11 protein-coding genes are annotated in these 20,833 nt (G+C 73.7%); 3 read left to right on the plus strand and 8 right to left on the minus strand.

Translation table 11 applies throughout. The features are described 5' to 3' along the window. Window positions 1-8: 8 nt before the first annotated feature. The 3 genes from ACFYXA_RS18230 to ACFYXA_RS18240 all read right to left on the minus strand — a co-directional run bounded on the left by ACFYXA_RS18230 (window position 9) and on the right by ACFYXA_RS18240 (window position 7,976). Entirely contained in the window at window positions 9-3,614 is a 3,606-nt protein-coding gene (locus ACFYXA_RS18230) for a UvrD-helicase domain-containing protein (protein WP_389033821.1), read from the minus strand. Between the two features lie 106 nt (window positions 3,615-3,720). Beyond that, window positions 3,721-7,302, minus strand: a complete 3,582-nt coding sequence (locus tag ACFYXA_RS18235; protein WP_389033824.1) for an ATP-dependent helicase — start codon at window positions 7,300-7,302, stop codon at window positions 3,721-3,723. A 263-nt stretch (window positions 7,303-7,565) separates the two neighbouring features. Further along, window positions 7,566-7,976, minus strand: coding sequence for an MGMT family protein (locus ACFYXA_RS18240; protein WP_389033827.1), 411 nt, complete (start codon window positions 7,974-7,976; stop codon window positions 7,566-7,568). 186 nt (window positions 7,977-8,162) lie between these two features. On the opposite strand from ACFYXA_RS18240, the gene ACFYXA_RS18245 reads away from it, so the two are divergent. From ACFYXA_RS18245 to ACFYXA_RS18255, 3 genes are all read left to right on the plus strand, one after another. Next, entirely contained in the window at window positions 8,163-10,904 is a 2,742-nt protein-coding gene (locus ACFYXA_RS18245; protein WP_352250309.1) for a lysylphosphatidylglycerol synthase domain-containing protein, read from the plus strand. Window positions 10,905-11,013: 109 nt separating this feature from the next. Continuing rightward, entirely contained in the window at window positions 11,014-12,558 is a 1,545-nt protein-coding gene (locus tag ACFYXA_RS18250; protein WP_389033832.1) for an alpha/beta hydrolase, read from the plus strand. A 118-nt stretch (window positions 12,559-12,676) separates the two neighbouring features. Beyond that, on the plus strand, window positions 12,677-14,287 hold the full coding sequence (locus ACFYXA_RS18255; protein ID WP_389033835.1) for an alpha/beta fold hydrolase: 1,611 nt from the start codon (window positions 12,677-12,679) through the stop codon (window positions 14,285-14,287). A gap of 77 nt (window positions 14,288-14,364) precedes the next feature. Here ACFYXA_RS18255 and moeZ read toward each other — a convergent pair whose 3' ends face one another. The 5 genes from moeZ to ACFYXA_RS18280 form a co-directional block, all read right to left on the minus strand. After that, complete coding sequence (gene moeZ / locus ACFYXA_RS18260) at window positions 14,365-15,543, minus strand: adenylyltransferase/sulfurtransferase MoeZ (RefSeq protein WP_130443760.1); 1,179 nt, start codon at window positions 15,541-15,543, stop codon at window positions 14,365-14,367. A 63-nt stretch (window positions 15,544-15,606) separates the two neighbouring features. Continuing rightward, a complete protein-coding gene (locus tag ACFYXA_RS18265) occupies window positions 15,607-16,356 on the minus strand; it encodes a spherulation-specific family 4 protein (RefSeq protein ID WP_352250302.1) in 750 nt (249 codons plus the stop codon). Next, window positions 16,344-17,306 carry an NAD-dependent epimerase/dehydratase family protein gene (locus ACFYXA_RS18270; RefSeq protein ID WP_352250300.1) on the minus strand — a complete coding sequence of 321 codons (963 nt, stop codon included), beginning with the start codon at window positions 17,304-17,306 and terminating at the stop codon, window positions 16,344-16,346. Before ACFYXA_RS18270 ends, ACFYXA_RS18265 begins: the two co-directional genes overlap by 13 nt. Window positions 17,307-17,550: 244 nt before the next feature. Further along, window positions 17,551-18,948: a hypothetical protein gene (locus ACFYXA_RS18275; protein WP_389033842.1), complete on the minus strand. Its 1,398-nt coding sequence runs from the start codon at window positions 18,946-18,948 to the stop codon at window positions 17,551-17,553. After that, complete coding sequence (locus tag ACFYXA_RS18280; RefSeq protein ID WP_389033845.1) at window positions 18,945-20,708, minus strand: DUF3492 domain-containing protein; 1,764 nt, start codon at window positions 20,706-20,708, stop codon at window positions 18,945-18,947. Before ACFYXA_RS18280 ends, ACFYXA_RS18275 begins: the two co-directional genes overlap by 4 nt. Window positions 20,709-20,833: the final 125 nt, after the last annotated feature.

Consider the following 20,833-nt stretch of genomic DNA (forward strand, 5'->3'; position numbering starts at 1 on the left):
TCACGAGCCTATCGGCCCGCGCCGACATCCTCTCCGGGCGGTTGTGCACGCCTCTCACCCGCGGCGGGCTGCCCGGGATCGTCCTCGGCGGCGTCGTCCTGCGTCAACAGGCGCTCCAGCGCGGCCCGGTCCGGCAGTCCTTCGGGGTGGACGACCTCTCCGGTGCGCACGTACACGAAGGCCGCTGTGACGGATTCCACGGGCACGCCCTGCTGCTCGGCCCAGGCGAGCCGGTACAGCGCGAGCTGGAGGGGGTCGGCGGTGCGGCCCCGGTTGGTCTTCCAGTCGACGATCTCGTAGGTGGCCGTCTCGTCGTCGCCCTCTTTGTAGACGGCGTCGATGCGGCCGCGGATGACGCGTCCGGCGAGGGTGAGCTGGAAGGGCGCTTCGACGCGGTGAGGGGTGCGGTGGGCGTACTCGGTGCGTTCGAAGGCGTCCTTGAGTGCCTCCAGGTCCCGTTCGTCGGTGATCTCGGCGTCCTCGCCGGGCAGTTCGTCGGGTTCGAGCAGGGGGAGGGTGAGTTCCTCGAAGCGGGCTTCGACCCAGGCGTGGAAGCGGGTGCCGCGGCGGGCGGCGGGTCGCGGGGGCAGGGGCATGGGGCGGGCGAGTTCCTGGGCGAAGCCGTCCGGGTCGGCTGCGAGGCGCAGCAGTTGGGAGGCGGTCAGTGTGGCGGGCAGGGGGACGTCGGTGACGCTCTGCCGGGCGCGCTGGAGTTCTCCGGTGAGGGCGTCGAGGTCGCGGTCCCAGGAGGCGATGGTGCGGGCTTCCTCGGGGGTGAGGCGGGTGTGGCGCGGCTCGGGCGGGTGGGGGCGGGCGGCGGGCTGTTCGGGCGGCGAGGCCTGGTGCGGGACGGTGGGGCGGGCCGGGGTCCACTCGTCCTCCCAGTGGACGGGGGCTTCGCCGGAGCCGTCGGGCCCGTCGTCCTCGAAGGGGTCGCCGGCTTCGTCGTAGGGCGGTTCGTCGTAGAGGGTTTCCTCGTGGGGCGGTTCGTGGGCGGGGTCCTCGTCCGGCGGCGGCCACTCCGGGTGGTCGGTGGTCTCGGGGCCGTGCGCGGCGGTGTCGCGCCGGTCGTCGGGCGCGCTGTCCGACTGGTGGTGTGTGCGGGCGGCGAGGGCGTCCAGGTGGGCGAGGACGGTCGCGGCGGCGGCGCGGCGGCGGGCCAGGGCGTCGGCGTCCAGGGGCAGCGGCCAGGCGTGGTCGGCGGCGGCGTGGTGGAGGGCGGGGTTCTCGGCGTCGTCGTCGGGTTCGTCGGCCCACGCCTCGATCTCGCCGTGGCCGGCCGCGCAGTGGTCGTGGAGGGCCTGGAGGAAGGCGGAGGGTCCGCGGGGCTTCTTCTGGGTGGGGCCCCACCAGTGGCCGGATCCCAGGAGCAGCGAGCGGGGGCGCGTGAAGGTGACGTAGCCGAGGCGGAGTTCCTCGGTGTGCTGGTGCTCCTTCATGGCCTCGTGGAAGGCCTTCATGCCGCGCGAGTCCCAGTCCTGGATGTCGGGGAGCGTGTCGGCGTCGCCGCGCAGCGCGTGCGGCAGCACCTTGGCCTGGGCGGTCCACTTCTCGCGGCCCTGACCGCTGGGGAAGGTGCCGTCGACCAGGCCGGGGACGGCGACGACGTCCCATTCCAGGCCCTTGGACTTGTGCGCGGTGAGGACCTTGACGGTGTTCTCGCCGCCGGGCAGCGCGTTGTCGAGGCCCTTCTCGTACTGGGCGGCGGTGCGCAGGAAGCCGAGAAACGCGAGCAGGCTGGCCTCGTTCTCGCCGGCGGCGAAGGAGGCGGCGATGTCCAGGAAGTTCGACAGGGTCTCGCGCCGGCGGGCGGCCAGGGCGTGCGGGGAGGCCGACAGTTCCACTTCGAGGCCGGTGACGGCGAGGACGCGGTGCAGGACGTCCATCAGGGGGTCGGCCAGGGATCGGCGCAGGTCGCGCAGCTCGGCGGCGAGCCGGGCGAAGCGTACGCGCGCGTCCGGCGAGAAGGGCAGCCCGTCGTCGCCTGTGCCCGCGGTGTTGTGGAGGGGTGACTCCAGGAAGGTGTCGAGGGCGTCGGCGAGCGAGATCACTTCGGAGGGGTCGACGCCTTCGACGGCTTGGGCAAGGCGTCGGTCGGGGTCGTCCGCGTCGTCCCCGCGCGCGTGGGTCACCAGCAGCCGGGCCCGCCGCCCGAGGAGGGCGAGGTCGCGTGGGCCGATGCGCCAGCGCGGGCCGGTGAGCAGGCGCACCAGGGAGGCGTTGGCGCCGGGGTCCTGGAGGACCTCGCAGACGGCGACGAGGTCGGCGACCTCCGGCAGGTGCAGCAGCCCGGAGAGGCCTACGACTTCCACGGGGACGTCCCGGGCGACGAGTGCGCCCTGGATCTCCGCGAAGTCGGTGGCGGTGCGGCACAGGACGGCGATCTCGCCGGGCGCCTTGCCGGTGGCGACCAGGTGGGCGACGGAGTCGGCGATCCAGGCGATCTCCTCGGCGTGGGTGGCCAGGAGGGCGCAGCGCACGAGTCCGTCGCGTTCGGCGCCCGGGGCGGGGCGCAGCGCTTCCACGCCCGCGTGCATGGCGCGCAGGGGTTCGGCGAGTCCGTTGGCGAGGTCGAGCAGACGGCCGCCGCTGCGGCGGTTCTCGCTGAGGGCCTGGCGGGTGGCGGGGCGGCCGTCGGCGTGGGCGAAGTGCTCGGGGAAGTCGTCGAGGTTGGCGACGGAGGCGCCGCGCCAGCCGTAGATCGCCTGGCAGGGGTCGCCCACGGCGGTGACGGGGTGGCCGGTGCCGCCGCCGAAGAGGCCGGCGAGCAGGATGCGCTGGGCCACGGAGGTGTCCTGGTATTCGTCCAGGAGGACGACGCGGAACTCCTCGCGCAGGAGCCGGCCGACTTCGGGGACCTGGGCGAGTCGTGCCGCCAGGGCGATCTGGTCGCCGAAGTCCAGCAGGTCGCGTTCGCGCTTGGCGGCCCGGTAGCGGCGCACGAGGTCGGTGAGTTCGCGGCGGGCCGCCGCGGCGTCGGGTGCCTTGCGCAGGTCGGCGTTGCTGAGTTTCGCGCCTTCCAGCGTGTGCAGGAGTTCGGCGTCCCACGCGCGCAGGTCCTCGGGGGCGACGAGGTGCTCGGCGAGTTCGGCGTCGAGGGCGAGGAGGTCGCTGACGAGGTCGGCGAAGGAGCGGGTGAGCGCCGGGTAGGGGCCGGGCGCCTCGCGCAGCACGCGGGCGGCGAGCTGGTAGCGGGTGGCGTCGGCGAGCAGCCGTGAGGCCGGCTCCAGGCCGATGCGCAGGCCGTGGTCGGTGAGCAGCCGGCCGGCGAAGGAGTGGTAGGTGGAGATGACCGGCTCGCCCGGCGGGTTGTCCGGGTCGATGACGTCGGGGTCGGTGACGCCGGCTTTGACCAGCGCCTTGCGGACGCGTTCGGCGAGTTCGCCGGCGGCCTTGTTGGTGAAGGTGAGGCCGAGGACCTGTTCGGGGGCGACCTGTCCGGTGCCGACGAGCCACACCACGCGTGCGGCAATCACCGTCGTCTTGCCGGAGCCGGCACCGGCCACGATCACCTGCGGGGCGGGCGGCGCGGTGATGCAGGCCATCTGCTCCGGGGTGAAGGGGATGCCGAGGAGCTCTTTGAGCTGCTCGGGGTCGGTGATGCGGGCTGGCATGTGGCGAAGGCTAGCGGCGGGCACTGACAGTCGATGACAAACCGCCCGTCGTCGCGCCGGAAAGCGCAGGTCAGCAGGTGTGGTGCGGTCCGTCACACCGGTGTGCTCACTCCACGACGTGGCGTCCTTCGGGGCGGGCGCTGCACGACGCCCGGAAGGCGCAGTGGGTGCAGTGCTGCCCCGCGGTGGGCGTGAACCGCTCGTCGAGGACCTTTCCGGCGGCGGTGGCGAGCAGGTCGCCGACCCACTCCCCCTCGGTTCCTTCGAGGGCTTCCTGGGCCTGGACCTTGGGCAGGCTGTCGCCGCCGTCCCGTTTGGCGGCTCCCTGGCGCAGGTGGACGAGTTCGGCGCCGCCCGGCTGGGGGCGGGCCCCGTCGAAGGCGTCGTCGACGGCGCCCTCGCGGACGGCGAGCTGGTAGACGGCGAGCTGGGGGTGGCGTTCCACCTCGCGCGCGGTGGGCGCGTGTTTGCCGGTCTTGAAGTCGACGACGTAGGCGCGGCCTTCGGCGTCGGTCTCGACGCGGTCCATCTGCCCGCGGATGCGCACCTCGTACTCGCCCGCCTCCAGGGTGACGTCGAAGTCGTGCTCGCTGGCCACCGGTGTGCGGCCGGCGCGCAGGCCGCCCGAGTCGACGTGCCAGGTCAGGAAGCGTTCGAGGGCCGCGCGCGCGTTGGCCTTCTCCTGGTCCGACTTCCAGGGCGCGTCGAAGGCGAGCGCGTTCCACACCGACTCGAGGCGCTCCATGAGGACGGCGAGGTCGGCCGGGGTGTGCCCGGAGGCGACCTCGTCGGCGAGGACGTGCACGACGTTGCCGAAGCCCTGGGCGGCGGTGGCGGGGGCGTCGGCCTTCACCTCGCGGCCGAGGAACCACTGGAGGGCGCAGGTGTTGGCGAGCTGGTCCAGCGCGCTGCCGGACAGGGCCACGGGCCGGTCGCGGTCGCGCAGCGGCACCTTGCTCTCGGTCGGGTCGAACATGCCCCACCAGCGGTAGGGGTGCGCCGACGGGGCCAGCGGCCGGCCGTCTTCGTCGCTGAGCGCGGCGAGGCGGGCCAGGCGGCGGGCGGCGGCCTCCCTGAGGGCGGCGGACGCGCGCGGGTCGACCGTCGTGGCGCGCAGTTCGGCGACCAGCGCGGCGACGGACAGGGGGCGGCGGGGGCGGCCGGTGACGTCCTTGGGTTCGACGCCGAGCTCGGTGAGGAAGCGGGAGGGCTGGTCGCCGTCGTCGGCGGGGGCCTTCACCGCGGTGACGACGAGGCGGTCACGCGCGCGTGTGGCGGCGACGTAGAAGAGGCGGCGTTCCTCGGCGAGCAGGGCGCCGGGGGTGAGCGGTTCGGCGAGTCCGTCGCGGCCGATGCGGTCGGCTTCCAGGAGGGAGCCGCGGCGGCGCAGGTCCGGCCACAGCCCCTCCTGGACGCCGGCCACGACGACCAGGCTCCACTCCAGGCCCTTGGCGCGGTGCGCGGTCATCAGGCGGACGGCGTCGGGGCGTACGGCGCGCCGGGTGAGGGTGTCGGCGGCGATGTCCTCGGCCTCGATCTCGGCGAGGAAGTTCAGGGCGCCCCGGCCTCCGGTGCGTTCCTCCGCGCGGGCGGCGGTGGCGAACAGGGCGCACACGGCGTCCAGGTCGCGGTCGGCGTTGCGGCCGGCCGCGCCGCCGCGCCGGACGGCCCGTTCCAGTCGGGTGGGCCAGGGGGTGCCCTCCCAGAGGTCCCACAGCGCCTCCTCGGCGGTGCCGCCGCCGGCGAGCCGCTCGCGTGCCTTGCGCAGCAGCGCGCCGAGGCGTTGCGCTCCGCGCGCGTAGGCGGGGTCGTGGGTGATCAGCCGTTCCGGCTCGGCGAGAGCCCGCGCGAGCAGTTCGTCGGAGGGCGGCGGCAGCGGGTCGCCGGCGGCGCGCTCCTCCTCGCGCAGGGCGCGTCCGAGACGGCGCAGGTCGGCGGCGTCCATGCCGGCGAGGGGGGAGGCGAGGAGCGTGAGGGCGGTCTCGACGTCGAGCCAGTCCGGGACGGTGCCGCCGCGGGGCGCGGCTGCCCGGTCGTCGGTCCCGTCGCCCGACGGCGTGGCCTCCCGCGTCGCCGTGGTGCCCGTCTCGGCCGCCGTGGTGCGCGTCTCCGCCGCCGTGGTGCCCGCCTCGGCCGCCGTGGTGCGCGCCTCCGCCGCCGCAGTGCCCGCCTCGGACGCCGTAGTGCCCGTCTCCGCCGCCGCAGTGCCCGCCTCGACCGCCGTAGTGCGCGCCTCCGCCGCCGCAGTGCCCGTCCCCGCCGCCGCGGTGCCCGTCTCGACCGCCGTAGTGCCCGCTTCGGCCATCGCCACCGCGCGCAGTGCCGTGAGCAGGGGGGCGACCGCCGGTTCGTGGCGCAGGGGGAGGTCGTCGCCGTCGATGTCGAGGGGGACGCCGGCGGCCGTCAGGGCGCGGCGGACCGTCGGGATGGTGCGTGCGCCCGCGCGCACGAGGACGGCCATCTCGCCCCAGGGCACGCCGTCCTCGAGGTGCGCGCGGCGCAGGATGTCGGCGATGTTGTCCAACTCGGTGCCGGCCGTCGGGTACGTGTACACCTCGACGCGGCCGCCCTCGCGCACGGGGGCGAGCTCGCGGTGGGCGCGGACCTTCTGGGCGGGGAGCCGTGTCAGGGGCATCCGCTGGGTGAGCAGCCGGGTGGCCGCCAGCAGGGCGGCGCCGGAGCGGCGGGATGTCCGCAGGACCTCGACGGGGGCCGGATGGCCGTCGAGGCGCGGGAAGGCCCGGGGGAAGTCCAGGATGCCGTTCACGTCGGCGCCCCGGAAGGCGTAGATCGACTGGTCGGGGTCGCCGAGGGCGACGAGGGTGCGGCCGCCGCCGGCGAGGGCGTCCAGCAGCCGCACCTGGGCGGGATCGGTGTCCTGGTACTCGTCGACGTAGACGGCGTCGTACTGGGCGGCGAGCCGCTGGGCGACCTCGGGGCGGTGGGCGAGGAGGACCGCGCGGTGGACGAGTTCGGCGTAGTCGATCACGCCGTGCAGGTCGAGGACGTCGAGGTACTCGGCGAGGAAGGCCGCCGCGGCCTGCCAGTCGGGTCGGCCGGTGCGGCCCGCGAAGGCATCCAGGGCGTCGGGGCCGAGACCGAGTTCGCGGGTGCGGGCGAGCACCGCGCGGACCTCGTCGGCGAAACCGCGCGTGGTGAGGCACGCGCGCAGCTCGTCCGGCCAGCGCACGTGCGTGAGGCCGAGGCGTTGCAGGTCGATCTGGCCCTCGAGCAGCTGCCGCACGGCCACGTCCTGCTCCGGGCCGGACAGCAGTCGCAGCGGCTCGGCGAACAGGTCGCTGTCCTGGTGGGCGCGGACCAGGGCGTAGCAGTACGAGTGGAAGGTGGTCGCCTGAGGGGCGCGGGCGGCTCCCATGCGCAGCGCCATGCGGTCGCGGAGTTCGACGGCGGCCTTGCGGCTGAAGGTGAGCACGAGGATGCGCGCGGGGTCCGCGCCGCGGGCGACGCGGGCGGCGACGGACTCGACCAGGGTGGTGGTCTTGCCGGTGCCCGGCCCCGCGAGGACGAGCAGCGGACCGGTGGTGTGCTCAACCACGGAGCGCTGGGCGGCGTCAAGACGAGGGGGATCGACGGGGGCCGGCGGGGTACGTACCAGTCGGTAAGCGCCACGACTCCCCTGTCGCACCGGAGAGTGCGACAGGCGCCTGGTGGAGGAAGAGGAGCTCACGTGGTTCGCCGGTCCTGGTGGTTGTGCTGGTCGGAGCGCCGCTCGGGGAGAGCGGTGGTCGGGGGATGAGGGGGACGCGCGCGGGCGACGCTACGCCGACAGGGCGACCGGAGGGGTTACTTCCGCTTCACCCCTCGTGCCCCGCACGGCCCGCGGGCCACGCATGTCCCACGCCTGTCGAACGTACGCCATGCCGGCGACGTGCCCCGATTCCCCCGAACGGGCCACAGGCTCCCGCACGGCACGGTTCATGGCGGAAGCTGTCAGGTGTGACCCTCCGCACGTTCGCCGCCGTCCCATCGCGCGCGTCTCATGTCGAGGCGCGGCAGATGGCCCTCCGCGGTTCTGCTCGCCTCCTTGAGCGGCGTGCCCTCCGCGCGGTAGTGGTCCAGGGCCCGCAGTTCGTGGCCCGGCAGCAGTACCCCGTCGGCGCGCACCACGCGCCACCACGGGACGGCGCCGCCGTAGAGGGCCATCACCCGGCCGACCTGCCGGGGGCCGCCCTCCCCCATCCACTCGGCGACGTCCCCGTACGTCATGACCCGGGCGGGCGGGATCGACTCGGCCACTTCGAGAACCCGCTCGGCGTACTCGGGCAGCGCGTCGTCCGGGTACTCCGCGCGGGTGGCATGGTGCTCCGCGCGGGCGCCGTTCGGGAGGCTCAGCTCGCTCACCCCTCCCATCCTGCCGCACGCCACCGACAACGCGACCGCCGGTCGACGGTGAGTGACTCTCGCCCGAAGGCGACGCTTCGGGCAGACTGTGCGATCCCGCATTTGCACCCTGATGCCCCCGTGTGTCGGTGCGGCATGCCACCATCGTGCGGGCGGTGACCGGTGATACGAGACCAAGAAGAGACGATGAAGCAGCAGGGTGTGCGTCCCGAGGGAGCGGAGGGCACCTCTGATGCTGCGTCGCGCCCGGACCCCGCGCGGAAGGCGGAGCAGAACGCGAAAGCGCTCGCGGAACAGACGGCGGGCCAGGATCCCGAGCTCGTCGAAGTGACGCACATCGACGAGGTCGAGGGCGACGAGCCGCTGCTTCCCGCGCGCGTGCACCGCCCCTCCGACCTCATGCGGCTCCTGGTGGGCGTCCTCGGCGTGATCGTCCTGATCGCGATCGCCGCCTTCGCCCACGGGACGACCTCCGGCCTCGAACAGGACATCAACAAGGGCACGGGGCAGGCCCCCGATCTCCTCATCAAGATCGCGGGCCTGGCGTCCAGCATCGCGATCCTGCTGGTCCCGGTCGCTTTCGCCATCGAGCGGCTGATCAAACGGGACGGGCTGCGCATCGCCGACGGCGTGCTCGCGGCCGTCCTCGCGCACGGGGTGACCCTCGCCACCGACCTGTGGGTGGCCAAGGCGGCCCCGGACTCGATCCAGGAGGCGCTCACCCAGCCCTCCCCCGGCGACATCACCGCCCTCACCGACCCCGTGCACGGCTACCTCGCGCCCGTCATCGCCTACATGACGGCCGTCGGCATGTCGCGCCGGCCGCGATGGCGGGCCGTGCTGTGGATCGTGCTGCTCCTCGACGCCTTCTCGATGCTGGTCACCGGCTACACGACCCCGTTCTCGATCATCCTGACGGTGCTGATCGGCTGGACGGTGGCGTACGGCACCCTGTACGCCGTCGGCTCGCCGAACGTCCGCCCCACCGGCCGGACCCTGATGGCGGGGCTGCGGCACGTCGGCTTCCGCCCGGTCAGCGCGGCCCGCCAGGAGGTCGCCGACACGCCGGAGACCGGCGACCGCGGGCGGCGCTACTTCGTCACCCTGGAGGACGGCCCGCCGCTGGACGTCACGGTGGTCGACCGTGAGCAGCAGGCGCAGGGCTTCTTCTACCGCGCGTGGCGCAATCTGACGCTGCGCGGTTTCGCCACCCGCAGCAGCCTTCAGTCGCTGCGCCAGGCGCTGGAGCAGGAAGCGCTGCTCGCCTACGCGGCCATCGCGGCCGGCGCCAACGCGCCCAAGCTGATCGCGACCTCCGAGCTGGGTCCGGACGCCGTGATGCTCATCTACGAGCACACCGGCGGCCGCACCCTGGACTCCCTGCCGGACGAGGAGATCACCGACGACCTGCTGCGCGACGCCTGGCACCAGGTGCGCGCCCTGCAGTCCCGGCGCATCGCGCACCGCAGGCTGGTGGGCGACGCGATCCTGGTGGATCGTTCCGGCACGGTGATCCTCACCGACCTCCGGGTCGGCGAGATCGCGGCCGGTGACCTGCTGCTGCGCATGGACACCTCGCAACTGCTGGTCACGCTCGGCCTGCGGGTGGGCGCGGAGCGCGCGGTCGCCTCGGCGGTGGGCGTGCTCGGTCCCGACGCCGTCGCCGACTGCCTGCCGATGCTCCAGCCCATCGCGCTCAGCCGCTCCACGCGCGCGACGCTGCGCAGACTCGCCCGGGAGCGGGCGCAGCGCGAGCGTGACGCCGTGCTGGAGGCCTCCCAGCAGGCCAAGCTGGCCCGCCAGGAGGCCGCGGGCGACGCTCCCGCGGTGACCTTGGAGAAGTCCGCCAAGAAGGTCGAGCGCGCGGAGGCGCGGGCCGAGAAACGGGCCATCGACGAGGCGCTGGAGGAGGCCCGCGAGGAGGATCTGCTGACGCAGATCCGGCACGAGGTGCTGCGCATCCGGCCCCAGGCGCCGGTCGAGCCGGCCCGGCTGGAGCGGGTGCGTCCGCGCACCCTGATCAGCTTCATCGCCGGCGCCATCGGCGCGTACTTCCTGCTGACGCAGCTCACGCACATCGAGTTCGGCCCGCTCATCGCCAATGCGGAGTGGGGCTGGGTCGCCGCGGCGGTGCTGTTCTCGGCGCTCAGCTATGTCGCCGCGGCGATGAGCCTGCTGGGGTTCGTGCCGGAGCGGGTGCCGTTCCCGCGCACGGTGGCGGCGCAGGTGGCGGGGTCCTTCGTGAAGATCGTGGCCCCGGCCGCCGTCGGCGGGGTCGCCCTGAACACGCGCTTCCTGCAGCGAGCGGGCGTGCGGCCGGGGCTCGCGGTGGCGAGCGTCGGCGCCTCGCAGCTGTTCGGGCTCGGCTGCCACATCCTGATGCTGCTGTCGTTCGGCTATCTCACCGGCACCGAGAAAACCCCGTCGCTGTCGCCGTCCCGCACCGTGATCGCGGGCCTGCTGACGGTGGCGGTGCTGGTGCTCGTGGTCACCTCGGTGCCGTTCCTGCGGAAGTTCGTCGTCACGCGCGTGAGGTCGCTGTTCGCCGGGGTCGTGCCGCGCATGCTGGACGTGCTCCAGCGCCCGCAGAAGCTCGTCACCGGCATCGGCGGCATGCTGCTGCTCACCGCCTGCTTCGTGATGTGCCTGGACGCCTCGATCCGCGCGTTCGGCGACCAGGACGCCTCGATCAGCATCGCCAGCGTCGCCGTGGTCTTCCTCGCGGGCAACGCGCTCGGCTCGGCCGCGCCGACGCCGGGCGGTGTCGGCGCGGTCGAGGCGACCCTGACCGTCGGTCTCATCGCGGTCGGCCTGCCCAAGGAGGTCGCCGCACCGGCCGTCCTGCTGTTCCGGCTGCTCACGCTGTGGATCCCGGTGCTGCCCGGCTGGCTGGCCTTCAACCATCTGACCCGCAAGGGCGCCCTCTGAGGCGACGCGACGGCACGAGGGCATCGCGGCACACGAAGCCACCGGCCGCCCGTACCTCGTACGGACCGCGTCCCGCGCGCGTGCTTCCCCGCCGCCTCAGGATGGGAGCATGCCGAATCCCTCCCGTGTGCGCGCCGCCGCCCTGACCGTCGCCGTCCTTGTGTCGTCGTGCCTGGTGGCGGGCTGCGGCGGCGACTCCCCGCAGGCGGACCTGTCGGCGCAGGAACTGCGGTGGGAGGACTGCCCGGCGCCGTCGCCGGCGGAGGGCGGCGGCAGCGCGCCGTCCCCGCTGCCCGACGGCGGCACCTGGCAGTGCGCCACGATGCGGGCGCCTCTGGACTGGGCGAAGCCGAAGGGCGACACGATCGGCATCGCGCTGATCCGGGCCCGGGCCAGCGGCGAGGCGAGCCGGCGGATCGGCTCCCTGGTGTTCAACTTCGGCGGCCCCGGCGGCTCGGGCGTCGCCACCCTACCCGCGTTCGGCGAGGACTACGCGACCCTGCGCACCCGCTACGACCTGGTCAGCTTCGACCCCCGAGGCGTCGGCCGCAGCGCCGGCGTGCGCTGCGAGAACGACCAGCAGCTCGACGCCTATTTCCAGCAGGACATGACACCGGACGACGCCGCCGAGCGCACCGCCTACGTGGACAACGTCCAGGCGTTCAACGGCGCCTGCGAGAAGAACTCGAAGACGATGCTGCCGCACGTGCGCACCACCGACGCGGCCCGTGACATGGACCTCATGCGCCAGGTCCTCGGTGACGACAAGCTGCACTACTTCGGCATCTCCTACGGCACCGAACTCGGCGGCGTCTACGCCCACCTCTTCCCCCAGCGGGTCGGACGGGCCGTGTTCGACGCGGTCGTCGATCCGACGCAGACGCCCGAGCAGGGCTCGCTGGGGCAGGCCAGGGGCTTCCAGCTCGCACTGGACAACTTCGCCGAGGACTGCACGTCGAAGGTCGAGGACTGCCCCGTCGGCGACACCGCGCAGGACGTCAAGGACAAGATCGCCCGCCTGCTGAAGGACCTCGACCGCAAGCCGATCCCCGGCATCTTCCCCCGCGAGCTGACCCAGAGCGCCGCGACCAACGGCATCGCGCAGGCGCTGTACTCGAAGGACTTCTGGGAGTACCTGACCGAAGGGCTGGAGCAGGCGTACGACGGGGACGGCAGGACCCTGATGCTGCTGTCCGACTCGATGAACGGCCGCAGCGAGAACGGCGAGTACAGCAACATCGCCGCCGCCAACGTGTCGATCAACTGCGCCGACGACAAGCCGCGTTACTCGCCCGACTTCGTGCAGGGCAAGCTGCCGGAGTTCCGCGCCGCCTCCCCTCTGTTCGGGGACTTCCTGGCCTGGAGCATGCTCAGCTGTACGGACTGGGCGGTGCCGGGCGCGGCCGACCATCCCGACGTCAGCGCTCCCGGCTCGGCCCCGATCCTCGTCGTGGGCAACACCGGTGACCCGGCCACTCCGTACGAGGGCGCGCGGAAGATGGTGGACGCGCTGGGCAAGGGCGTCGGCGTGGAGCTGACCTACCGGGGACAGGGGCACGGCGCCTACGACAGCAAGAACAAATGCGTGCAGCGGGCGGTCGACGGATACCTGCTGGACGGGCGGGTACCGCCGGCTGGGACCGTCTGTTCCTGAGCGAAATCGCAGGTCAGAGAGTTATCCACAGGCTCCGACGGGCCGACGGTGATCCGCCTACCATGGCATGACCGCCGTTCGCGGACACAGTCGGACGGCTTGTGAGGGGGGAAGAGACATGAGGCTTTTCGCACGGTGGACAGCACGGTGGGTGGGGCGGCGGGCTGCCCGTTGGACGGCGTTGGGGGCGGCCACCGCACTACTGGTGACGGGCTGCGGCGACGGCTCGTCGTCCGACGGCAAGGGGGGTGACGGCGGGAAGGCGAAGGACCCCGCCCGCCCGTCCGCCACCGCGCCCGACGGCGGCGCCGCACCGGCGTCGGCGCCGCCCTCGTCCCTCACCTCGCAGAAACCCGATTGGGGGCGATGCCGTTCCACCGAGGGCGCCCCCGCACCGGGCGACGACTGGCAGTGCGCGACGCTGAAGGTCCCCCTGGACTGGGCCCGGCCGGACGGCGAGACGATCGGCCTCGCCCTGATCCGGTCCAAGGCCAAGGCCAAGGGCGAGGACCGCATCGGTTCGCTGCTCTTCAACTTCGGCGGCCCGGGCGGATCGGGTGTGTCGACGATGCCGTCGTACGCCTCCACGGTGTCCTCGCTGCACGAGCGCTACGACCTGGTCAGCTGGGACCCACGCGGTGTCGGCGCGCAGGGCGGGGTCCGCTGCCGCGGCGACAAGGAGATCCAGGCCGCCGAGGCCGTCGACTCCACCCCTGACGACGCGGCCGAGGAACGGGCGTTCCTGAAGGACGCCTCCGACTTCGCCCAGGGATGCCGGAAGGCCGCCGGGAAGAAGACGGCCCATGTCTCCACCACCGACACGGCCCGCGACATGGACCTGATGCGCCAGGTCCTCGGCGACGACGAGCTGCACTACTTCGGCATCTCCTACGGAACCGAACTGGGCGGCGTCTACGCCCACTTGTTCCCGAAGCACGTGGGCCGCGTGGTCCTCGACGCGGTGGTCGACCCGACCGCCGACACCGTGGGCCACGCCAAGAACCAGGCCAAGGGCTTCCAGCTGGCGCTCGACAACTACCTCAGGTCGACCGGCCAGGACCCGAGGCGGGGCAGCGAGAAGATCGCCGCGCTCTTGAAGCGGATCGACTCCGAGCCGCTGCCGACCTCGTCCGGGCGCACGCTCACACAGACGCTCGCGGTCACCGGCATCGTGGTGCCGCTGTACAGCGAGGCGGCCTGGCCCAGCCTGACCAGCGCCCTCAAGTCGGCCTACCAGGGCGACGGTTCGGAGCTGCTGCGCCTCGCCGACGCCTACAACGACCGCGACACCGACGGGCACTACGGCACGTCGACCCACGCGCAACGGCTCATATCGTGCTTGGACGACAGGCAGCGGCCGACGGTCGAGGAGACGAAGAGGCTGCTGCCGGAGTTCGAGAGGATCTCCCCCGTGTTCGGCTCGTTCCTCGGCTGGGACACGGCGGGGTGGTGCCACGACTGGCCGGTGGCGGGCCAGTTCGACACACCGGAGGTCAGCGCAGCAGGCTCGGCGCCGATCCTGCTGGTCGGCAACACCGGGGACCCGGCGACACCGTACGAGGGCGCGCGCAGGATGGCGGACGAACTCGGCCGGGGCGTCGGGGTGTTGCTCACCTGGAAGGGCGAGGGGCACGGTGCCTACGGGAGCGGGAGCGGCTGCGTCGACTCGGCGGTGAACGGCTATCTGCTGAACGGCAGGACACCGAAGGACGGCACGGTCTGCTCATGACGGCGGCGGGGGCCTCACACACCCCTGGTGCGCGAAACCCCCGCCGCCGGAACCGGTGGGCCGGATCGGCCGGCCGGTCAGTAGACCGGCTTGTCCGGCTCGATCTGGTTGACCCAGCCGATCACGCCGCCGCCGACGTGCACCGCGTCCGCGAAGCCCGCGGACTTCAGGACCGCGAGGACTTCCGCACTGCGGACACCCGTCTTGCAGTGCAAGACGATCTTCTTGTCCTGGGGCAGGCTCTGCAGGGCGGTGCCCATGAGGAACTCGTTCTTCGGGATCAGCGTGGCGCCCGGGATGGAGACGATCTCGTACTCGTTCGGCTCGCGGACGTCGATGATCTCGATGTTCTCGCCGTCGTCGATCCACTCCTTGAGCTGCTTGGGAGTGATCGTCGAGCCGGCGGCCGCCTCCTGGGCCTCCTCGGAGACGACGCCGCAGAAGGCCTCGTAGTCGATGAGCTCGGTGACGGTCGCGTTCTCGCCGCAGACCGCGCAGTCCGGGTCCTTGCGGACCTTGACCTGGCGGTACTGCATCTCCAGGGCGTCGTAGATCATCAGGCGGCCGACCAGCGGCTCGCCGATGCCCGCGAGGAGCTTGATGGCCTCGTTGACCTGGATGGAGCCGATGGACGCGCACAGCACGCCGAGCACGCCGCCCTCGGCGCAGGAGGGGACCATGCCGGGGGGCGGGGGCTCCGGGTAGAGGCAGCGGTAGCAGGGGCCGTGCTCCGACCAGAACACGGACGCCTGGCCGTCGAAGCGGTAGATCGAGCCCCACACGTACGGCTTGTTCAGCAGCACGCACGCGTCGTTGACCAGGTAGCGGGTCGCGAAGTTGTCCGTGCCGTCGACGATCAGGTCGTACTGGCCGAAGATGTCCATCACGTTGTCGGCCTCGAGCCGCTCCTCGTGAAGGACCACGTTGACGTACGGGTTGATGCCGAGGACGGAGTCGCGCGCGGACTCGGCCTTGGAGCGGCCGATGTCGGCCTGGCTGTGGATGATCTGACGCTGCAGGTTGGACTCGTCCACCTCGTCGAACTCCACGATGCCGAGCGTGCCCACGCCCGCCGCGGCCAGGTACATCAGCGCCGGCGAGCCCAGGCCGCCGGCGCCGACACACAGCACCTTGGCGTTCTTCAGCCGCTTCTGCCCGTCCATCCCGACGTCGGGGATGATCAGGTGGCGGGAGTACCGGCGGACCTCGTCTACGGTGAGCTCGGCGGCCGGCTCGACCAGGGGTGGCAGCGACACGGGGACTCCGTTGGTCGGTCAATCACTACGGTTGTTCTCCCCGTAACACTGCCATGGGCTTCTTCATTCCGAGACACCTGTTCCGATCCGCGAGACGATCTCGTCCCAGTAGCCGGGCATGGTCTCCCAGGGGTCGTTCAGTCCGCCGCCGTCGCCGCGGTCGGTGAACCAGATGGTCGCCGCGCCGTGCCAGCGGGCGATGCGCAGCGCCTTCTCCAGGTGTGCGCCGGGTACGCCGTGGACGAAGTGGCAGAAGCGCTCGGGCGGGTAGGAGGCGGTCCATTCGGCCGCCTGCGACCAGCGGTAGTCGCTCCACGCGCCGGAGAAGGTGACGAGCTGGTCGGCGTTCTCGGCGTAGCCCGGGTAGGGGTGGACGCCGTGGCCGAGGACGATGTGGGGGCTCTCACGGAGCGTGCGCAGGGTGCTGACCGTGCGGCGGATCCCGGGGAGCGCCGTGCGGTCGGCCGGGCAGCGGTCCAGGAGGAAGCCGTCGACCTGGTACCAGTCCACGTGCCGTTGCGCGTCGGAGACGACCTCGGGCAGGGCGCGGGCGCCGTGGGCGAGGTCGAGGTGGCCCAGAACGCGGACGCCGGCGTTGCGGAGCCGCCCGGCGGCTTCGAGGCAGTGCGGGTCGGGGCGGACGCCGGGGCCGCAGGCGACGTCGAGGACGACCCAGTGCAGGCTTCTGCCGGGGCGGGTGAGTTCGTCCCACTCGGCCTGCGCGAGGAGGGGGTGCGCGATGCCGGGCACGCCGAAGCCGGTGCGTACGTCGGTGTCCGCGGCGCCCGTCGGGGCGCCGGTCAGATACGACACGCGGCCTCCATCCAGATGTCGGCGAGGGACTCCTCCAGGTTGATCCGGGGCCGCCAGCCGAGCCGGTCGCGCGCGGTGCGCACATCGGCCTGCTGCCAGCTGCCGCAGCCGTCGGGGTACGGGTACGCGACCGGGACCGCGTGGTCGGCGTCGGCGCGGGGGTGGCCGATGGGCGCCCGGAAGTGGCCGCCGGGCGGGCCGTCGAGTTCGTGGAGGGCGCCGCCGTATCCGGCCACGCGCGCGAGGATCGCGGCGGCGTCGCGCAGCCGGACGGCGCGGCCGGAGCCGATGTTGATGACGCCCTGCGCGGCGGAGAGGGAGGCGGCGTGCACGGCGCGGGCGACGTCGCGGACGTCGACGAAGTCGCGCTGGGCCCCGAGTCCGCCGAGCTTGAGCTCACCGTCGCCGGACTGCATGGCACGGCGCATGGCCTCGGCGAGCCGGCCGAGCGGCGAGCCGGCGGGGGTGCCGGGCCCGGCGGGCGAGAAGACCCGGAGCACCACCGCGTCGAGGCCGGAGCCGAGGACGAGTTCGGTGGCGGCGAGTTTGCTGACGCCGTACGGGCCGCCGGGACGGGGGACGGCGTCCTCGGCGGTGGAGGAGCCGGGCTGGCTCGGGCCGTACTCGGCGCCGCAGCCGATCTGGACGAGCCGTGCGCCGCAGCCGCTGCGGCGCAGGGCCTCGCAGACGGTGGCGACGGCGACGGTGTTGTGGCGGGTGAGTTCGCGGGCGCCGCCGCGGGTGGCGCCCGCGCAGTTGACGACGACCTGGGGGTGGACCGCGTCGAGGAAGCGGGTGAGCGCGCCGGGGCTGCCGGTCGCGAGGTCGAAGCGGACGTCCGCGTCGTCGCCGCGGCCGAGCGCGGTGAGCTGGACGGCCGGGTCGGCGAGCAGACGGTCGGCGACGAAGCGCCCGACGTAGCCGTTGGCTCCGATCAGCAGGACTCTCATCGTGCGGCTCCCGGGGTGTGCGCTCCGGTCGTTCCCGTGGCCGCGAGGGCGCCTGCGGCCGCCGGGGCTCCGGCGGTCCCGGTCGCTCCGGATCGGGAGGTGGTCATCTGGTCTCTCCTTCGGGTGTCGCGTGGATGGAGGAGCGCGTGCGTCGTGCGGTCCGTGCACGGTGGGGGTGGCGCTGCGCGCGGAGGTCGTGGGGCGGCCGGGCCCGGGAGGGCGCCGCGGCCGGGGCGGTTCGGTGTCAGCACGGCTGGTCCGTTCGCGCGTGGGCGGACGCCCTGGGGAGCATGCGGCTCGCGTGGACCAGCAGGGCCAGCGCGGCCGCACCGCAGGAGAGGGTGGGTACGCCGGCCGGTCCCCAGGCGGCGACGAGGGTCTCGACGGGCACGGCGAGGAAGCCGCAGCCGGGCAGACGGCCCGTCAAGACAGTGGCCGCGGCGATCGTCTCGGCGGCGCTCGCTGCGCCGAGGAGGAGCACCGGGAGTCGGGGCGAGCCGTGCACCACGAGGAGGCGGGCGAGGAAGAGCAGCATGCCGAGGGTGAGGGTCCGGGGGTGGTCGGCGGTCTCTCCGAGGGCCTTGGCGCAGAGTCCGGTCAGGGCGGTGAGGGCGCACAGGAACAGGGCGAACACGCCGAACACCAGGGGACGCACGGATGCGGTGAACTCCTCCAGGCCACGACTGGCCTCCAGGCGGCGGCGGGCGCCCACGGTGAGGAGGTGCGCGCTCCAGGCGGCGGGGGCGCAGGCCAGGACGAGGGTCAGCGGAGGCGCGAGGGTGAGCGGCCAGGGGCCGCCGTTCGCCCCGGTGGGCAGACCGTCGGGGCCGCCGTTCATGGCGGCGCGCAGGAGTCCGTCGCCGAGGGCCGCGTAGGCGAGCAGCGCGCAGGTCCAGCCGGCGGCGCCGAGTGAGCCGGGGTGCGCGTGGCCGTGCGGGCTCAACGGGCCTCGGCGCAGTGCCGCGCACAGGGCGAGGAGGACGGCGAGGACGCCCGCGGTCGCCATGCAGAGGCGCGTCTGGCCGTCGGTCAGGCGCAGTCCGGTGACGGTCGCGGCGCACAGGGCGCCGGGCAGGAGGGTGAGCAGCGCCCAGTCGGAGCGGGCTCGGGGGGCGGCGGCGGGGGCGGGGCGTGCGGGGCGGTCGCCGTCGCGTGGGACGCGGGCGTACATCTCCTCCGCGAGGGAGAAGACGTCCCGGTGCCGGAAGCGGGCGGCGGTCCGGTCGGTCATCCCGTGCGCCTCGAGACCGGCGGCGATCTCCAGCGGGTCGACGGCGCGCTCACAGAGGTCGCGGTGGCGGCGCATCAGGGCCTTGACGGGGTCGCCGGCGCCGCGACGGGGGGCGGCTTCCGACACAGGGGCGGTCGCCGGCGCAGAGGCAGCTGCCGGCCCAGAGGTGAGAGCGGGCGCGGGTAAGGGCGGCTCCCCCGCCGCTCCCGTGCCGTCGGCGGGCTGCTCGGGGCACGGCTCCGTCCCGTCCTCCGGGGCCATGCCCGCGGAGAGCGCGTCCTCCGGGGCCATGTCTTCGACGGCCTCGCCCTCCGGGGCGAGCCACTCCTCCGATCGGCCGTCCCATGCCACCGCGGAGGAACCCGGGCTCGCCGGTGTGCCGGGACGGTCCAGTTCGCCGAGGTCGCTCATCGCGCCCCCTCGGCCGCGGCGACCCGCCCCGCGGCCGCGTCACGCTTGCGTGAGCCCGTCCAGGGGCCCGCGAGGCGGGCCTCGGCCGGGACGGCGAAGGGCCGGGGCTCACCGGGGCCGTCGAAGGCGGGACGGTGCACGGGGGTGCGGGAGACGGTCTCCAGGTAGATGTCGTGGAACGCCGTGACGTTCTGCTCGACCGTGAACAGTTCGAGGGCGCGTGCGCGGGCGGCCGCGCCCAGGCGCGTGCGGCGCTCGGGATCGCGCAGCAGCGCGACGCAGGCGTCGGCGAGCGCCCTCGGATTGCGCGGCGGCACGACCAGTCCCGTGCCTCCGATGACCTCGACCACCGCGCCGACGTCCGTCGACACGGTCGCCCGCCCGCAGAACATCGCCTCGACCAGGCCGGCCGGGAAGCCCTCGACGACGCTGGAGAGGACGACGACCGCGCCCGCCGCGTACGCCTCGGCGAGGCCGGGCGCAGCCGGGTGGCCGAGGTCCTCGAAGGACACCGGGTTGTCGCCGACGCAGTGCGGTCCCTCCGCCTCGTCGGGGAAGAGCTGCGCGGCGAGCGCACGGCAGTGGCCGAGATACGCCCGGCCTTCCGGTCCGCTCGGCGCGCCGATGATCCGCAGTCGTGTCCCGGGCTCCTCCCGGCGCACCTCGGCGAACGCGTGCAGCAGGGACACCAGGTCCTTCGCCGGTTCCACGCGGCCGACCCAGGCGAGGGTGCGCGGGTCGGCGGTGTCAGGGGAGTCGCCCACTTCGGCGAAGGGTGCGGCGTCCATGCCGGGGTGGACGGTGCGCAGCTTGGCCCGGTCGGCGCCGCATCGCTCCTGCCAGCGCCGGGCGTGGGCGTTGCCGGCCGTGAGACAGGCGGCCCGGCGGTACACCTCGGCGGAGAGCCGCCCGTGGAAGGCGGTGACGAGCGCCCGCACCGCGGGGGACGCCGCCCCCGAGGCGGGTACGTCGCCCTCCGCGTGAGTGGCGCCCTCCCCTGACGCCTCCACCGCTTCGAAGTTCAGGTAGTGCGACCGCAGCCGCACTCCGTACTCCGTGACCACCAGGGGCACCCCGAAGAAGTGCCGCGCCAGCAGTCCCACCAGGGCGGCCGCTCCTCCGGAGGTCGCGTGGCACAGGTCGACCACGCCGAGGCCGCCCCCGCCACGGCCCCCACGGTGCCCACGGCCCTCATGACCCCGTTCACCACGTCCCCCGTCCCCCTCCTCGTACCAGCCGAGGGAAAGGGGCCGCAGGAGGCGTTCCACGTGCGCCGCCACCGCGAGCAGTTCGGGCACGCGCGCCTCGCGGGCCGTGCGCGTCGCGCCGGGGGCGCGGCAGGCGCGTTCCAGGGCGCGCAGCGCGTCCTCCGAGCGGAGTGCGCGCACCAGTGAGCCCTCGTCGCGGGCCAGCTCGGCGAGCCCGTACAGGGCGCTGCCGAAACGGTCCGCCTGAAGGTCCGGGGCGCTGGCCCCGGAGATCCCGGCCGCCAGTTCGCCGTAGCACTCGGTGAACCGCCGGCGCGCGCGGCGGCCGTACGCGACCCCGTCGTCCTCGGCCCTCCACAGCCGGGCCGTGCGCACGCTGCGGACCTGCGAGGGCAGTTCGACCCGGCCGGCGGTGTCCTGTCGTTCGCTGCGGCTGAGTGCGAAGAGGGCGAATTCGTGCCGTCCGAGTCCCCGCACGAGCCGGTCGCACCAGGGTCCGGTGTCACCGCCCACATACGGATAGCCACCCTCCGTAAGCAGTCCGATGCGCACGTGTGCACCCCCGATCTCCCGTTCGGTGAGCCGCCGTTGGTCGGCGGCTCGCAGCGGGACGAAGGTATGCGGACGAGGGCGTGGCGCGACGGACGGTTGTCCGTCGCACCACCAAAAGGGGTGAA

Source organism: Streptomyces sp. NPDC002566, from assembly GCF_042889585.1.
GTDB lineage: Bacteria > Actinomycetota > Actinomycetes > Streptomycetales > Streptomycetaceae > Streptomyces.

Coding starts and splice junctions, on each gene's coding strand:
- ACFYXA_RS18230 (WP_389033821.1), bottom strand. CDS start 3,614: ATGCCAGCCCGCATCACCGACCCCGAGCAGCTCAAAGAGCTCCTCGGC.
- ACFYXA_RS18245 (WP_352250309.1), top strand. CDS start 8,163: ATGAAGCAGCAGGGTGTGCGTCCCGAGGGAGCGGAGGGCACCTCTGAT.
- ACFYXA_RS18250 (WP_389033832.1), top strand. CDS start 11,014: ATGCCGAATCCCTCCCGTGTGCGCGCCGCCGCCCTGACCGTCGCCGTC.
- ACFYXA_RS18255 (WP_389033835.1), top strand. CDS start 12,677: ATGAGGCTTTTCGCACGGTGGACAGCACGGTGGGTGGGGCGGCGGGCT.
- ACFYXA_RS18270 (WP_352250300.1), bottom strand. CDS start 17,306: ATGAGAGTCCTGCTGATCGGAGCCAACGGCTACGTCGGGCGCTTCGTC.
- ACFYXA_RS18275 (WP_389033842.1), bottom strand. CDS start 18,948: ATGAGCGACCTCGGCGAACTGGACCGTCCCGGCACACCGGCGAGCCCG.